The following is a 14,791-nucleotide window of genomic DNA, read 5'->3' as shown; positions in this document are numbered from 1 at the left end:
GCGCGCGGGCCTGCTGGCCTGCTTCCCTGCCAATAGCGGCCAGCAGGCGGCCCGGCAAGCCGCGGCATCCGGCTCATCCGCTCTACCCTGGCCGTTCGGACTATTCGAGCCCGCCAGGGCCGCCCTGCGAACGCGCTCGGGCACACGTTCGCGCGCGTAAGTCAACCGGCGTTTTGTTACCGTGCTCTTCGGCTCTTCGGCTCGCCAGCCGCCGCCCTAACCAGCAGCGCAAGCCTCGCGCAAGCCGCGCGGCCTCTGCGCATGCTTTTCAGCCTCGCGGCTGCAACGCGATCACCGACATCCCGGCAAGCGCAAGCGCCGCGCCAGCGACATCCCAGCGCGACAGCGGCACGCCGTCGACGAGCCGCAGCCACGCAAGCGCCACCGCAATATAAACGCCGCCATACGCCGCATAGGTACGCGCGGCGGCAGCCGGATGCAGCGTCAGCAGCCACGCGAACAGCGCGAGCGACAGTGCGGCGGGCGCAAGCAGCCACGCCGGCTTGCCCGACTTCAGCACGAGCCAAGGCAGGTAGCAGCCGGCGATTTCAGCAAGCGCGGTCAGCACGAAAAGCACGGCGATTTTCACGATCGAAAGCATGGCGCAAGCGCGCGAAGCGCGCGTCGAAAACGCCGCGAAACGCCACGGCAACGAGCGCGATTATGCCCGACGCAACGCCCGCGCGGCTGGGGCTATTCCGGCAATTTGCACGATCCTCAGCCATCGTGCTATCATGTCGCATCTTTCAACAGGCTATTGCCGTCATTTCATTTCGACCGCCGAGGCATACTGTCGCCTGCCGGCCCTCGAAATTTCGTTCACAAGAAAGCGCGCCTCCGCGCTGCTTTTTTCGTTTCAACGCCCTTGATTAGGGCATACCGCCGGCCGCAAACACCACGCGATGCGCCGGTGCGCCGTCCGTCCCGCGAGATGCGCGACGGACTTCTCTCGAGTGCGAGCGTGCGACGGCATCGACCGGTTCGCGCCAGATCCGCTGCGCCGCGAAGCGAGCGCCGCCGCGTCTGTTGTGCTCATGCGCGTCGATTGGCGTCGATCTCGCCCCGCACTCGTCGGCAAACCGTGGCAAAACGCGCGAATCACCGCGCGATTTGGCCGCCGTCACAGGAGCTTTCGACCTTGACCGCAACATCCGCCAATTCGTCTTCCAGTCCGTCTCCCAGTCGATTCGCCGCGCCGGCTCACGACGCGGCAACGTCCGAGCGCTCCGAGATCACCGTCGTCGATCGCAGCCTGTTGAAGCGCGCCGTCGGCGCGATGGCACTCGGCAACGCAATGGAATGGTTCGACTTTGGCGTCTACAGCTACATCGCCGTCACGCTCGGCCAGGTATTCTTCCCGTCCAGCAGCCCGTCCGCGCAATTGCTCGCGACCTTCGGCACGTTCGCCGCCGCGTTTCTCGTGCGCCCGCTCGGCGGCATGGTGTTCGGCCCGCTGGGCGACCGGATCGGCCGCCAGCGCGTGCTCGCGATGACGATGATCATGATGGCGGCGGGCACGCTGGCGATCGGCCTGATCCCGAGCTACGACTCCATCGGCATCATGGCACCCGTGCTGCTGCTCGTCGCCCGCCTCGTGCAGGGCTTCTCGACGGGCGGCGAATATGGCGGCGCGGCAACGTTCATCGCCGAATTCTCGACCGACAAGCGCCGCGGTTTCATGGGCAGCTTCCTCGAGTTCGGCACGCTGATCGGCTACGTGATGGGCGCGGGCGTCGTCGCGCTGCTGACAGCCACGCTGTCGCGCGACGCGCTGCTGTCGTGGGGCTGGCGCGTGCCGTTTCTGATCGCGGGCCCGCTCGGCCTGATCGGCCTCTACATCCGCACGAGGCTCGAGGAAACGCCTGCGTTCAAGCGCGAGGCCGAAGCCCGCGAAGCGCAGGACAAGGCCGTGCCGAAGACGCACTTTCGCCGCGAGCTGATGCGCCACTGGCGCGCGCTGCTGCTGTGCGTCGGTCTCGTGCTGATCTTCAACGTCACCGACTACATGGCGCTGTCGTATCTGCCGAGCTATCTGTCGTCGACGCTGCATTTCGACGAAGCGCACGGCCTCGCGCTGATCCTGATCGTGATGATCCTGATGATGCCGATGACGCTCGCGGCAGGCCGTCTGTCCGACGCGGTCGGCCGCCGGCCGGTGATGATGGCGGGTTGCATCGGGCTTTTCGCGCTGTCGATCCCCGCGCTTACGCTGATCCGCACCGGCGACGCGATGCTCGTGTTCAGCGGCCTGCTGATGCTCGGCGCGCTGCTGTCGTGCTTCACGGGCGTGATGCCGTCGACGCTGCCCGCGCTGTTTCCGACCAAGATCCGCTATGGCGCGCTCGCGATCGGCTTCAACGTGTCGGTGTCGCTGTTCGGCGGCACGACGCCGCTCGCGGCCGCTTGGCTCGTCGACCGAACGGGCGATCTGATGATGCCCGCGTACTACCTGATGGGCGCCGCCGTAATCGGTGCGATTTCGGTGTTCGCGCTGCCGGAGAGCGCGCGCCGGCCGCTCAACGGATCGCCGCCCGCGGTCGCGTCACATGACGAGGCGCGTGCGCTGGCGCGCGAACTCGAACGCGAGCGCCACGCGCGCAAGCAGGATGACGATGGAAGGTACGCTGCGGCGGCGACACTGCGGGCATAAATCGTTATCGGAATCGGCGGGGCCGTGCCGGCACGGAACGGGCGCACTCGACCAGCTCGACTGTCCCGACCGGCTCGGCGGCCGATCGATCCGCCGGTTCGGCAATCGGGCCGGCTCTGCCAGCCGGCTCGCCGATCTGTTTCTTATCGGCTCATCCCCGCCGATGTCAGCGCCAAACCCGGTCACTCTCCACCGCGACCGCCACGCGCCATCCTGCGCCGCACGCTCGAATTCCGGCAACGCGCCAGCCCGTAAGCGCAGCGCGGCGACCGCCGGACAGCGCGCCGAATCGATACGCGCGACGGCACGGCATATCCTTCTCTACGCCGCGCGACGCATCACTGCTCGCACAACCAAGCCGCACCGAGCGGCCACAGCCCTTGGTTGTCGTCGCGGAAATAACCGAAGTGGCCGATCGGTCGCTGCCCGTCGGACGGATCGATCTCCCGGAATTCGATCTGTGCGCTCGAATAAAAGCGATGCAGCGCTTGCACCGCGGTAGGCGGCGCAATCCAATCGTCGTTCACCGTGTAGGCGAGGATGCGTCCACGATAGCCGCGAAAATGATCGCGCAACGGGAAGCCGCCGCTATCGACGAGGTAGTCGGGATGACGGCACCAGCGCGCCCATTCGTGTGCGACACCCGACGGCAGCGAGCAAAGCGCGGCGAGCCCCGGATGACGTCCCGGCCGAACCGGCAGTAGCGCGCCGAACGCACACGCGGCGCCGAGCCACAGCGGCGCCATCATCAGACGCCGCGGCCACGTCCAATGCCCCCAGTAGCCGCTCCCGCAACACACCGACAGCAGCGCCGCCGCGCGGCCGTTGTTGTGCGCGAGGCCGAACATCTGCCCGCCTGCGCCATGGCCGACCGCGACGAGCCGCCTGGCCGGCGTGCGCTGCGCAAGATGATCGAGCGCGGCGGGCAAATCGGCCTCGCCCCAGTCGCGCAACGTCGCGGTGTCGGCGGTGCGCGAACGCAGGCGCGAATCGCCGATGCCGCGATAATCGTAGGTCAGCACTGTGAAACCGGCGGCGGCGAGAAAGCGCGCATATCGCTCGTAGTAAGCGCGCGGCACGCCGAGCGCGCCATTCACGAGCACGCTGCGGCCGTTACTGGCCGCCGGCAAATAGAAAGTCCCAGTCAGCAATCTGCCGTCCAGCGCCGCAAAGCGTGTCGTTTCGGCGGTGATTGGCTGTCGTTCGTGCATGCACCATCCTTTTGTCTTACGGTTATTGTGCAAGCGAATATGTTTGTTCGCCAGCAGCACGGTACTTGGATGGTCGGAGGTTCCCCACGTTCGATGAGAAAAGATGCCGCGAAAAGATATCGCAGCATGGACGTGGCGGCGCCCGCCTGGCGATGGCGCGAACCGCCCGGTCGTCTGCCGGATCGTCCGGGCGATCAATGTGATGGCCGGGGCGGCCGGTTCTGCCACCGGCGCTGTACCGCTATCGTGCGGCTTGCGGCAATCGAATCAATTCCCGGGCGAACGCTAAACGAAATCGACGCGCGCGAGCCACGCTTGCACGCCGTCCCACGACCGGAAATCGGCAAGGCTGCGCGCCGGCAGCGCCGGATACGCCGCGGCGGCCATCTGCGCGAGTGCGCGCCCGGGCCCGAGTTCGACGAACGCGCGCGCGCCCGCCTCCACGCACCCCGCAACGCATGCGGCCCAGTCGATCGGCTCGGCAATCTGACGCGCGAGCTTGTCGAGACCGGCGCCGACGTCGAGCATGGGCGAGCCGTCGAGCCCGCCCAGCAGCCGCGTGCCGGCTGTCGGCGAGCGCGCGACTCGTGCGTGCGCGAGCGCCGCGCGAAAACGCGGCACGGCGTCGGCAAGCCAGCGGGTATGGGACGCCACGCGAACGTCGAGGGACGTGACGCGCTGCGCGTGCTCGGCGCGCGCCGCGCGCGCGAGCGCATCGAGCGCCGCGGGCGAACCGGCCAGCACGTAGGCGTCGCCTGGGTTGACGATCGCCACGGCGGCGGCGTGCGCGGCGCACAGCGCGTCGATCGCGTCGCGCCGCAGGCCGCGCACGAACAACATCCGCGCATCGGCATGGCTCGCGGCGTCCATCGCGCGGGCGCGGGCCGCGGCGAGATCGAGCGCCGCGCGCGCGTCGATCAACCCCGCGACGCTCCAGGCCGCCACTTCGCCGACGCTATAGCCTGCCACGCAACGCCGGCGCGGCAGCAGCGCATCGAGCCGGGTCATCGCGCTCACGGCCTGCAGCGTGCAGACGAGTTGGGCGGCAAAATTTCCGTGCAGCGCCTCAGCGTCGGCGTGACGCACCCAGACACGCGGATCGACACCGAACAAGTTCGCCGCGTGCGCGAACAGCGGCGCCGCTTGCGGCAGGTCCGCCGTCAATTCGAACATGTCCGCGCACTGCCCGCCCTGTCCGGCGCAGAGAATCGCGATCGTCACCGCGAAGGCTCCGTGCGCCGTTGCGGCCGCCGCCGATCCGCACTGACTTCGGCCTGCACGCCCCGCGCCCGATCCGGCGGCGTGCGAACCGTCGCGCTGCGTTCAGGCTGCCGTCGATTCGCGCGGGTTGGCCATGGAGGCTCGATGGGCGGCGCCGCCCGCAAACGGCTGCCATCATAAGCGGCGACGAACAGGCTCATCGCCAGCAGATCGGCCGCGCCGCCCGGGCTCAGGCGGCGCGCGACGAACGCGCGGTGGGCGGCCACCGCGCGCGAATGCCAATCGATCGCCCCCACGCCGCCGCGCGCCAGAAAATCGCGTGCGGTGCGCTGCGCGAAGACGAGTCCGTCAAGGCCGCCGCGATGCAGCAGATTCGTATCGTCGATGCCGGCAATCAACACGAAGCATGCGTGCACGCGCGCTGCCTCGGGGTTGCCGGGCGCCAGTTGCGCGGCGTCGGCGAGCGCGTGCACGCCGAGCGTATAGACGCTCGGAAAACCGCCCGCCGCCTCCGCCCGCGCACCGCCGACGCCATAGCGGCGGCTCGCGCATTCGCCGTGGCTGTCGAGCGCGCGCGGCCCGCGCACAATTGCGGCGCCCCAGCGCTCGGCCACGATCGCGCCGAGCGTCGCGGCGGCGCGATGCGGCACATGGGATGCGGCACGCAAGCCCGCCGCCGCGCACAACAGGCCGAGCCCAAAGATCGCGCCGCGATGCGTGTTCACGCCATGGGTCGCGTCGAGCATCGCAGACTCCGCGCGCAAGCCGATCCGGCGCAGCGCGGCCATGTTCGCGTCGCGCGCGCCCGCGTCGGCCAGCTCGGCGAAGAATGGGCGTAACGCCGCCGCGCTGCGGCGGAATGTATCGGCACTCATGTCGTCGTGACTGCCGGAGTCGACATGGCTCACGAGGCCGGGCTTCGGCCATGTGTCGATTTCGACGAGCAGGCAGCGTGTCGCCTGCGCGGCGATTTCCGCTGAAACGGACGCGGTTGCCGCAAGCGGGCGTTGCGGCGCGTCGCGCAATGCGGCGGCCGGGCTCGACGGGCTCGTCAGCGCATACGCGCTGCCCGCGCCGTCAAGCGGCTGCGTTGCCGGCATCCGGTCCGGCTGCGTGTCGTGCAAACGGACCCCGGCATGCGCCGAGCATCGGCATGCGCTCATCGCCACGTCTCCAGAAAAACGTCCGGCGCGCACAATACGACACCGTCCGCCGTTTTCACCGCGATCTCGCGCGCGCGCGCATGCAGCTCGCGCCAGTTCACACCTGCGCCGTCGGCCCGTAACAGCTCGCCGTCTATGCGCATCGGCGCGCGCGTATCGAGGTCGGCGAGCGCCGCGACGAGTGCCGCGATCGATGCGCCGGTCTCAGCGCAATCCGCCCAATCCGACGACTCCTGCGACTCCCCCGCCGATGCGTCACGCCCGCACGCCGCCTCGGCATCGTCTGCCGGCCACCCCGATTCCCGCCCGCGGCCCGGCCCGTCGCACGCGATCCGTGCCGCCGCGTCGCGCGCCGTGTCGCACGCGCGCCGTGCCGCGCGCGGCGTCAGCACGATATCGAGATCCGATTGCCCGTGCAGATAACGCAGTCCCGTGAGCGCCTGCCACCCAAGGCTGCCGAACACGCGGCAATCGACCCAATGCGCGTCGGCAAGTATGCGCAAATTCGCGAGCGTCGGCCGCCACGCAGGCGGCGCATCGCGTTCGACCTCCGTGAGCGTCGGCAACGCGCGGATGGCGGCGATCTGCGCGGGCGCCGCGGCCAGCGCGATACGCCGCTTGCCCGCCGACGGCGGCAACGGCAATCCGAGCGCAACGCCCGCCTCGCCCGGCATGCCGCGCCGCACGATCAGCGGCCAGCCGCGCGCGGCCCAGTGCCGCACATCAGGCAGATGCGCCGCGTCGCCGTGCGCGGCAAGCAAGCCGGGCCACGCATCGGCGCGCACGCGCACGAGCGTATGGCGGCGCAGCGGCGCGTCAGCCGCCGGCGCGCGCCAGCTCATACACGCGTTGCGCGACGTCGGCCGCAACCGGCCGGCCGCCGCGTTCGCGGCCCACTCTGCCGCGCCGGTCCGTGCGATCCACGGGCCGCGCGATCAGTTCGGCCAGCTGCTCGGCCAGCGAACGCGACGGATCGAGCACCTCGTCAATCGCGCCCGTCTTCGCGAAGTTGTCGAGCCCCGGTGCGAACACCGCCGTCGAGCGGGCCTTGTCGCTCAATACGTCCAACGGCAGCTTCGTCACCCGCGCCATCGCCTGCAAATCCATCACCTCGGGCTGGGCACCCGGCAGCGCCACCAATGTGCGGGTCGCCAGCGCGGTCGCGATGAACGCGCCTGCGGCCGCATGCCCGTAAAGCAGTCCGATCGTCCGATGGCCGAGTGCGTCCGCGCGCTGCAGGCATTTCGCGAGATGCGCGAGATATTCGTTCAGGCCGAGCAGTTCGTCGCGTCGGCTCATGCGCTGGCTGTCGCCGTCGACGAGCACGAGAATCGGCGTGGCGCCGCCGCGCGCGATCGTCGCGAGCACGTGCGCGGCGAGCTTGAGCGCGCCGTGCACGCCCAGCGCCGCGCCTTGCGTGACGCCGATCACGTCGATCGCGCCGAACGCGGCCGCGCCGCGCCCGGACAGCAGACCGTGCGCATCGACATCGATATCGTGGCCGGCCGGAAACAGCGACGCCAGCACGTCATCGAGCACCATCGCTCACCTCCGAGAGTCGATCGGCAAGCGCCGTGAACGCCGGGTAATCGAGTGCGGGAATCGAGGCCGCGTCGCTCGCGCCGAGCGCGTGCCACATATCGAGCGCGTCGTGGCAGCCGCGAAAGCGCTCGATGCGCTTCGCGAGGCGCGCGTGTTCCGCCTCGAGCGTCGCGATGTCGAATGCGACGGCGCTCGTCTGCGCCACGAGTTCGATCGCCGCGTGGCGAAACGCGTCGATGGTATCGTCGACGAAACGCTCGGCGCCGCCGCTCAAGCGCCGATGCTTGCCGCCCATCGTGCGCCACACGAGCGCGCGGTCGCGCGAATCGAATTCGTCGACGCCGTGCCGGCTTTCGATCACCTCCGGCCCGGACACGCCGATGCGCCCGGCCTCCGACACCGCAAGCGCCGAGCAGCACGCGGCGATGATGCCGCCGCCGCCATAGCAGCCCGCGCGCCCGCCGACGAGCCCGACGACGCTCACGCCCACCGCACGTGCATCGAGCATCGCGCGGATGATCTCGGAGACCGCGATTTCGCCCGCATTCGCTTCCTGCAGCCGCACGCCGCCGGTATCGAACAGGATCACGACGGGCTGCCGCACGTCCCGCGCGGCGCGTAGCAACCCGGTCAGCTTCGCGCCGTGCACTTCGCCGAACGCGCCGCCCATGAAACGGCCTTCCTGCGCGGCGACCAGCATCGGCTGGCCCGCAAGCCGCGCGCGGCCGACGATCATGCCATCGTCGAATTGTCCAGGCAGCTCGAACAGCGGCAGATGCGGGCTCGTCATACGCTCGCGCGGGCCGACAAACTCGCTGAACGTGCCCGTGTCGACCAACCCCGCGAGACGCTGCCGCGCCGATGCTTCATACCAGCTCGTGCCGGCGGCCAAGCGCCCGGCATTGGCCGAACCGATTGGCGGACGGGTTGCGGCGTTTGCGGGCGGATCGGCCGTCGCGCCCGTTGCGGCGCCTGCCGGCACGCCTGCCATATCTGCCGCAACACTCGCCGGCGCGCCCGCCGCCCGGCTTACCGTGCCGCCGGCGCCACCCGTGGCCGGCTCGTCCGCCGCTTCGAGCGTTGCCCCACCCGCCGTGCCGATCCTCATCGCTCGCCTCCCTCGATCGCGCGTACCGCCTGTGCGAGCCGCAGCGACACCATGTCCGGCCGCGCGCCGCCGTCGTTGACGGACAGCCGCAGCCCGCCCGGCGAGCGGCGCTCGACAAAATCAGCGACCACTGCCCGCCAGACCTCGCCGAAGCCCTCGGCGGCGGTCCGGATGTCGACCTCGCATTCGGTGTCGGGCAGCACGCGCTCGACGAGCACCTCCAGATTGCCCGACGCGACCACGCCGACGATCGCCCACGGGGCATCACCCTTGGCCCGTTCGCGTGCCGCATGGCGGTAATAAAGCTGTTCCATCGCTCCCCTGCTCCTCTTCACCAATTACGGAATCGGGACGGCGGCGCATACAGCCCGCCCGACCAGTGAACCAGATCCTTGATCGAGCGTGCGGCGAGCAGGCGCCGGTCGGCGTCGAGCGGATCGATGTCCAGATCCTCGGGGCGCACGATCACCCCGCGCTCGCGCAAGCACTCGACCAGCTTGCGATCGCGCCCGCGGCCGATCTCGGTATAGCCCGCGACGCCGCGGATCGCGTGCTCGCGCTCGTCGGCGTCGCGGCACATCAGCAGGTTCGCGATGCCTTCCTCGGTCACGATGTGCGTGACATCGTCGCCGTATACCATCACCGGCGCGAGATCGAGCGACAACTGGTCGGCCAGACGCAGCGCGTCGAGCCGCTCGACGAACATCGGCGCGTTCTTCTCGCCGAACGTCTCGCCGATCTGCACGACGAGCTTGCGCCCGCGCCGCAACGCGGCGGGCGTGGCCGGATCGGCCTGCGCGCCCGCCGCGAGCCACGGCCCGCTCGGATGGCGCCGGCCGCGCGCATCGCTGCCCATGTTGGGCGCGCCGCCGAAGCCCGCGATCCGCTCGGCCGTCACCGTCGACGAGTGGCCCGCGAGATCGATCTGCAGCGTCGAGCCGATGAACATGTCGCACGCATAGAGGCCCGCCATCTGGCAGAACGCGCGGTTCGAGCGCAGCGAGCCGTCCGCGCCCGTGAAAAAGACATTGGAACGTGCGCGGATGTAGTCGTCCATCCCGACTTCGGAGCCGAAGCAATGGATTTGCTCGACCCAACCCGCTTCGATCGCCGGGATCAGCGTCGGATGCGGATTCAGCGCCCAGTGCGTGCAGACCCGGCCCTTCAGGCCGAGCCGCTCTCCGTAGGTGGGCAGCAGCAATTCGATCGCCGCCGTGTTGAAGCCGATGCCGTGATTCAGCCGCTTCACGCCATAGTGCGCATAAATGCCCTTGATCGCGAGCATCGCGGTCAGGATTTGCGTTTCGGTGATGCCCGCCGGATCGCGCGTGAAAAGCGGCTCGACATGAAACGGCCGGCCCGCGTCGACCACGAAATGCACGCGATCGCCTGGAATGTCCACGCGCGGCACGCGCTCGACGATACGCTCGACCTGCGCGATCACGATGCCGTCCTTGAACGCGGTGGCCTCGACGATGGTCGGGGTGTCCTCGGTGTTCGGGCCGGTGTACAGATTGCCGTCGGCGTCGGCGCTCACCGCGGCGACGAGCGCGACATTCGGCGTGAGATCGACGAAGTAACGCGCGAACAGCTCGAGATACGTATGCACCGCGCCCAGCTCGATCTTGCCGCCGAACAGCAGCTTGGCGATGCGCTGCGACTGCGGGCCCGAGTACGCGTAATCGAGCCGTTTGGCGATGCCGCGCTCGAATACGTCGAGATGCTCGGGCAGCACGACGCCCGACTGGACCATATGCAGATCATGCACCTTCGTGCGGTCGACGGCGGCGAGCGCCGCGGCGAGCAAGTCCGCCTGCTTCTGGTTGTCGCCCTCGATGCAGACGCGGTCGCCCGGGCGCAGCACTGCCTCGAGCAGCGCGGTCGCATCGCGCGCGTCGACCCGCTTGCGCCGCGCCAGCGGCGCGGCCTCGGCAACGCGCGCGGCGCGCGCCGCGCGGGCATAGTTCCATCCCGTCATACGGAGTCTCCTGCGTCGAACCGTTCGATGGAGTTTGCAGCATTGTAAGCCGGAGCGTCGCGGCAATTGATGATATTGCGCGATATGACTCAGTGATGCAGGCGATGAACAGCGCGTTCGCACGCAGGCCGCGTTGCCGAGCCAGTGTCGGTCGACGCGGGCAAGCGCCGCATCCCGCGAACAGGCCGCGCCGCCTGCCGCAACGCAGCCGCTGCGTTCGGCCGCTTATGGCTGCGGGATGCAGGGTTCACGCCTCGCGCGCCGGTCAGGCCGAGGGCACCCGCGCGTGGGCGAAATCCGGCAAGCACCCGGCATCGCGCGCCCTCCGCCATCGCGCCGCCCCACTTAGCCACCGACCACTGCGCCCGTCGCGAAACACCGCAGCGACAATGGCCTGAGCAGGCAACCCACGCCGGAATGAAACGTCACGATCAGCGCGCCGTATGGCACGAGCCGCCGGCCGGCCGCCGCGAGGCCCGCAACCACCGCATCGCGTAACGCAACGCCCTCACGGCAAAAAGCTCTTGCGCCGCGCTTCGATCAACTCGACGAGCAGGCGGTCACGTTCCGCGCCGAGCGCCTCAATCGAGCGCTCGCCCTGGATCTCGCGCAGCGCGTCGATCAGCTTGCGATCGACGTCCGGCGAAAACGACGGCGTGCCGAGATCGTCCCACCATGTCGTCATCGGCCCGGACAGATGTTCGAGGAAATGAGCGATTCCGCCGTCGCCGCCGCCGAGATGGTAGATGAGGCTCTGCCCCATCAACGCCCAGCGCAGGCCCGGCCCCCATGACACCGCCTTGTCCGCGTCCTCGACGCTGACCACGCCCTCGCCCTCGCCCACCAGGTAATACACCTCGCGAAACAGCGCCGCCGCGAGCCGGTTTGCGACGTGGCCCGCCATCTCCTTGTTGAGCACGATCGTGACCTTGCCCAGTTCGTCGTAGAAGCGCTTCGCCCGTGCGATTGCATCGGCGGACGTCGCCGCGCCGCCGGCCAGCTCGACGAGCGGAATCAGATGCGGCGGATTGAACGGATGAGCGATCAGGCAGCGCTGCGGATGCCGCTCGCACGCGCCCTGGATGTCCGACATCTTGAGCCCCGACGAACTCGACGCGACAAGCACATGCGCCGGCAGCCGCGCGTCGATCCGGCGATACAACTCGCGCTTGACGTCGAGCCGCTCCGGGCCGCTCTCCTGCACGAAATCGGCGTCGTCGAGCGCCGCATCGAGTTGCGGCTCGAATGCAAGCCGCGCGGCGAATTCGGCGGCGCGCTCGCCGGCAAACCTCGCCAGCGCGGCATCGAGCCGCGCGCGGGCATCGGGGGCGGGGTCGGTCACGGTCACGTCGAAGCCTTTGGACAAATAAAACGCCGTCCAGCTTGCGCCGATCACGCCCGCGCCGATCACGGCGATCCGTTGTGCGTCCATCTTGAGGTCTCCTTTGATTTGATTCGATTCGATTCAAGCCGGCGAACCGCCCAGCCGTCATGACGCGGCTGACTGCACCCGGCAAATGCGCACGCCACGCCACCACAATAGCGGCCCCGAGCGATTCCGCATCGAATCGCGGTCCTGCGCCTGAGCGTCGGCACGCGCGCACCCGACGCAAAAACGCCGCATCCGCGCCAATCGCGTGATGCGGCGTTGCCGCTGATCCGGCTGCGGCGCCGGCGCTTCGCGCACAGCACCGCCCGCGTACTGGCCCGGCCAGTATCAGCGCGCGAAGCGCGCGTCGAGCTTCGCCTTCGTCTCGGCAAGCGCACGCGGCAACCGCGCGCCCAGCTTGTCGAACCACTGCGCATGCAGCGCAAGCTCGTCGCGCCATTCGTCCGCGTCGATCGACGTCACCTGCTCGAACCGCTCAGGCGAGAACGCCAGGCCGTCCCAATGCAGATCCTCATAGCGCGGCGTGACGCCGAACGCATGCTCGACGCCCGCGCCGCGGCCGTCGATCCGCTCGAGCATCCACTTCAGCACCCGCATGTTCTCGCCGAAGCCCGGCCATACGAACTTGCCGTTCGCATCTTTGCGGAACCAGTTCACGCAATAGATCTTCGGCAGCGATGCGCCCGCCGCCGCGAGTTTCTCGCCAAGCGCGAGCCAGTGCGCGAAGTAGTCGCCCATGTTGTAGCCGCAAAACGGCAGCATCGCGAACGGGTCGCGCCGCACCACGCCCTGCTGGCCCACCGCCGCCGCGGTGGTCTCCGAGCCCATCGTCGCCGCCATATAGACGCCTTCCACCCAATCGCGCGCCTCGGTCACGAGCGGCACCGTGTTCGAGCGGCGGCCGCCGAAGATGAACGCGTCGATCGGCACGCCGGCCGGGTTCTCCCAATCGGCGTCGATCGACGGACATTGCGACGCGCTCGCCGTGAAGCGCGAGTTCGGATGCGCGGCCTTCCTGCCGGTTTGCCTGCCGATCTCGGGCGTCCACGGGTTGCCTTGCCAATCGGTGAGCTTCGCGGGTGGCGTGTCGGTCAGCCCTTCCCACCAGACGTCGCCGTCTTCGGTCAACGCGACGTTGGTGAAAATCACGCCTTCCTTGAGCGTGGCGATCGCATTCGGGTTGGTTTTCTCGCCGGTACCCGGCGCGACGCCGAAGAAGCCGGCCTCGGGATTGATCGCATACAGGCGCCCGTCGCGGCCGGGTTTGAGCCATGCGATATCGTCGCCGATCGTCGTGACCTTCCAGCCTTCGAAGCCCTGCGGCGGGATCAGCATCGCGAAGTTGGTCTTCCCGCACGCGGACGGGAACGCGGCGGCGACGTGATACTTGCGCCCCTCGGGCGAACTTACGCCGAGAATCAGCATGTGCTCGGCCAGCCAGCCTTGGTCGCGGCCCATCGTCGACGCGATGCGCAGCGCGAAGCACTTCTTGCCGAGCAGCGCGTTGCCGCCGTAGCCGGAGCCGAAGCTCCAGATCTCGCGCGATTCGGGAAAATGCACGATGTACTTGGTCGGATTGCACGGCCACGGCACGTCCTTCTCGCCGGCGGCCAGCGGTTTGCCGACGCTGTGCACGCACGGCACGTAATCGCCGTGCTCGCCGAGCGCGGCAAGCACGTCGCGGCCCATGCGCGTCATGATCCGCATGTTCACCGCGACATAGGGACTATCGGACAGCTCGACGCCGATATGCGCAATCGGCGAGCCGAGCGGCCCCATCGAGAACGGCACCACGTACAGCGTGCGGCCGCGCATCGCGCCGCGAAACAGGCCGTCGAGCGTCGCACGCATTTCGGCGGGCGCGATCCAGTGATTGGTCGGCCCGGCGTCGTCGCGCGATTCGCTGCAGATGAACGTGCGGTCCTCGACGCGCGCGACGTCCGACGGATCGGACAGCGCGAGAAACGAGTTCGGCCGCTTCGCGGGGTTCAGCCGGATCATCGTGCGCTGCGCGACCATCTCGTCGCATAAGCGATCGTATTCCTGCTGCGAGCCGTCGCACCAGACGACGCGCTCGGGCTCGGTCAGCTCGGCGATGCGCGCGACCCAGTCGATCAGGCCGCGATGTTTGACGTATTCGGGTACATCGAGCGAAACGGTGCGCGTGGCCGCGACCACGTTGCTTCGGGTCATTAGCGTGTCTCCAGGTTGTTGAATCGGAATATCGTGTTCGGTGCGCCGCCGCAACGGGAGCGGGGCCGCAGGCGGGACGCGCGCGCGGCGGGCAGCGCGCCCGCCATTTCGGCGCCGAAGCATTCGCATTCGTTCTTCTTAGAGTAATGGAACAACGGCTCCGACATGCTTGCTGATACGCCTGCCATACGATCAAGGTAATCCAGCATACCATCGCCACGCATGCCGCTCGCGCTGCGCCGCAGCAACGCGCGGCCCGGCAGGCCGGGCACGCGAGCCCGACGTGACAGGCTTGTGGCGGCGCATTCACGATCCGCAATGGGTGCAATCCAGCA

At 69.0% G+C, this 14,791-nt stretch carries 14 protein-coding genes and 1 pseudogene; 2 read left to right on the top strand and 13 right to left on the bottom strand.

Features of this window, described 5'->3' with window-relative positions; genetic code table 11:
• Positions 1-268 precede the first annotated feature (268 nt).
• Positions 269-601, bottom strand: coding sequence for a YnfA family protein (locus BSIN_RS07565; protein WP_059514174.1), 333 nt, complete (start codon positions 599-601; stop codon positions 269-271).
• On the opposite strand from BSIN_RS07565, the gene BSIN_RS07560 reads away from it, so the two are divergent.
• Together BSIN_RS07560 and proP are read left to right on the top strand one after the other, a co-directional pair.
• On the top strand, positions 600-869 hold the full coding sequence (locus BSIN_RS07560) for a hypothetical protein (RefSeq protein ID WP_069234680.1): 270 nt from the start codon (positions 600-602) through the stop codon (positions 867-869). The two genes, BSIN_RS07565 and BSIN_RS07560, sit on opposite strands and share 2 nt — an antisense overlap.
• Positions 870-1,138: 269 nt before the next feature.
• The gene (gene proP, locus BSIN_RS07550) at positions 1,139-2,650 is read left to right on the top strand and encodes a glycine betaine/L-proline transporter ProP (protein ID WP_089340036.1); all 1,512 of its coding nucleotides are present in this window, start codon (positions 1,139-1,141) and stop codon (positions 2,648-2,650) included.
• Positions 2,651-2,988: 338 nt separating this feature from the next.
• Here proP and BSIN_RS07545 read toward each other — a convergent pair whose 3' ends face one another.
• From BSIN_RS07545 to BSIN_RS25780, 12 genes and pseudogenes are all read right to left on the bottom strand, one after another.
• Positions 2,989-3,861, bottom strand: a complete 873-nt coding sequence (locus tag BSIN_RS07545) for an alpha/beta hydrolase family protein (protein ID WP_089340035.1) — start codon at positions 3,859-3,861, stop codon at positions 2,989-2,991.
• A 285-nt stretch (positions 3,862-4,146) separates the two neighbouring features.
• On the bottom strand, positions 4,147-5,082 hold the full coding sequence (gene mdcH, locus BSIN_RS07535) for a malonate decarboxylase subunit epsilon (RefSeq protein WP_089340033.1): 936 nt from the start codon (positions 5,080-5,082) through the stop codon (positions 4,147-4,149).
• Positions 5,079-6,245, bottom strand: a complete 1,167-nt coding sequence (mdcB, locus tag BSIN_RS07530) for a triphosphoribosyl-dephospho-CoA synthase MdcB (RefSeq protein ID WP_125910338.1) — start codon at positions 6,243-6,245, stop codon at positions 5,079-5,081. The genes mdcH and mdcB overlap by 4 nt, the downstream gene beginning before the upstream one ends.
• On the bottom strand, positions 6,242-7,087 hold the full coding sequence (gene mdcG / locus BSIN_RS07525) for a malonate decarboxylase holo-[acyl-carrier-protein] synthase (protein ID WP_089340032.1): 846 nt from the start codon (positions 7,085-7,087) through the stop codon (positions 6,242-6,244). Before mdcG ends, mdcB begins: the two co-directional genes overlap by 4 nt.
• Positions 7,062-7,787 carry a biotin-independent malonate decarboxylase subunit gamma gene (gene mdcE, locus BSIN_RS07520; RefSeq protein WP_059513915.1) on the bottom strand — a complete coding sequence of 242 codons (726 nt, stop codon included), beginning with the start codon at positions 7,785-7,787 and terminating at the stop codon, positions 7,062-7,064. The genes mdcG and mdcE overlap by 26 nt, the downstream gene beginning before the upstream one ends.
• A complete protein-coding gene (locus BSIN_RS07515) occupies positions 7,774-8,895 on the bottom strand; it encodes a biotin-independent malonate decarboxylase subunit beta (protein ID WP_256583689.1) in 1,122 nt (373 codons plus the stop codon). Before BSIN_RS07515 ends, mdcE begins: the two co-directional genes overlap by 14 nt.
• A complete protein-coding gene (mdcC, locus tag BSIN_RS07510; RefSeq protein ID WP_059513918.1) occupies positions 8,892-9,209 on the bottom strand; it encodes a malonate decarboxylase acyl carrier protein in 318 nt (105 codons plus the stop codon). Before mdcC ends, BSIN_RS07515 begins: the two co-directional genes overlap by 4 nt.
• Positions 9,210-9,226: 17 nt before the next feature.
• Positions 9,227-10,873 carry a malonate decarboxylase subunit alpha gene (gene mdcA / locus BSIN_RS07505; protein ID WP_089340031.1) on the bottom strand — a complete coding sequence of 549 codons (1,647 nt, stop codon included), beginning with the start codon at positions 10,871-10,873 and terminating at the stop codon, positions 9,227-9,229.
• 345 nt (positions 10,874-11,218) lie between these two features.
• Positions 11,219-11,359: pseudogene (locus BSIN_RS07500) on the bottom strand (malonate transporter subunit MadM); the annotation flags it as partial.
• Positions 11,360-11,381: 22 nt separating this feature from the next.
• Positions 11,382-12,305: a 3-hydroxyacyl-CoA dehydrogenase NAD-binding domain-containing protein gene (locus BSIN_RS07495; RefSeq protein WP_089340030.1), complete on the bottom strand. Its 924-nt coding sequence runs from the start codon at positions 12,303-12,305 to the stop codon at positions 11,382-11,384.
• A gap of 285 nt (positions 12,306-12,590) precedes the next feature.
• Positions 12,591-14,456 (bottom strand): phosphoenolpyruvate carboxykinase (GTP), encoded by a 1,866-nt coding sequence (locus BSIN_RS07490; protein WP_089340029.1) that lies wholly within the window; start codon positions 14,454-14,456, stop codon positions 12,591-12,593.
• Positions 14,456-14,665: a hypothetical protein gene (locus BSIN_RS25780; protein ID WP_159935895.1), complete on the bottom strand. Its 210-nt coding sequence runs from the start codon at positions 14,663-14,665 to the stop codon at positions 14,456-14,458. Before BSIN_RS25780 ends, BSIN_RS07490 begins: the two co-directional genes overlap by 1 nt.
• Positions 14,666-14,791: the final 126 nt, after the last annotated feature.

Source organism: Burkholderia singularis (assembly GCF_900176645.1).
GTDB lineage: Bacteria > Pseudomonadota > Gammaproteobacteria > Burkholderiales > Burkholderiaceae > Burkholderia > Burkholderia singularis.
The sequence above is the reverse complement of the archived record's forward strand: the minus strand, read 5'-3'. Positions and strand labels throughout refer to the sequence as shown.